Raw genomic sequence first — 866 nt, 5'->3', positions numbered from 1 at the left:
TTTTATCAGCGTCGGTTGTTTGTTTTCTGCCGGGTTTCAAATTTTTTTATGGAGAGTTTGATCCTGGCTCAGGACGAACGCTGGCGGCGTGCTTAACACATGCAAGTCGAACGATGAAGGCCCAGCTTGCTGGGTTGGATTAGTGGCGAACGGGTGAGTATCACGTGAGTAACCTGCCCTTCACTTCGGGATAACTTCGAGAAATCGGGGCTAATACCGGATGTTCTGTCTGCACCGCATGGTGTGGGTTGGAAAGATTTATCGGTGGAGGATGGGCTCGCGGCCTATCAGTTTGTTGGTGAGGTGATGGCTCACCAAGGCGATGACGGGTAGCCGGCCTGAGAGGGCGACCGGCCACACTGGGACTGAGACACGGCCCAGACTCCTACGGGAGGCAGCAGTGGGGAATATTGCACAATGGGCGGAAGCCTGATGCAGCGACGCCGCGTGGGGGATGACGGCCTTCGGGTTGTAAACCTCTTTCAGTAGGGAAGAAGCCTTTGGGTGACGGTACCTGCAGAAGAAGCGCCGGCTAACTACGTGCCAGCAGCCGCGGTAATACGTAGGGCGCAAGCGTTGTCCGGAATTATTGGGCGTAAAGAGCTTGTAGGTGGCTTGTCGCGTCTGCCGTGAAAACCCAATGCTTAACGTTGGGCGTGCGGTGGGTACGGGCAGGCTAGAGTGTGGTAGGGGAGACTGGAATTCCTGGTGTAGCGGTGAAATGCGCAGATATCAGGAGGAACACCGATGGCGAAGGCAGGTCTCTGGGCCATTACTGACACTGAGAAGCGAAAGCATGGGGAGCGAACAGGATTAGATACCCTGGTAGTCCATGCCGTAAACGTTGGGCACTAGGTGTGGGGAAC

1 rRNA gene is annotated in these 866 nt (G+C 55.8%); it reads left to right on the top strand.

What is annotated here, in order from left to right:
- Nucleotides 1–45: 45 nt before the first annotated feature.
- Nucleotides 46–866 (top strand): 16S ribosomal RNA (locus MHY20_RS11510); the annotation flags it as partial.

Origin of the sequence: Helcobacillus sp. ACRRO (assembly GCF_022347125.1) — a bacterium.
GTDB lineage: Bacteria > Actinomycetota > Actinomycetes > Actinomycetales > Dermabacteraceae > Helcobacillus > Helcobacillus massiliensis.
The sequence above is the reverse complement of the archived record's forward strand: the minus strand, read 5'-3'. Positions and strand labels throughout refer to the sequence as shown.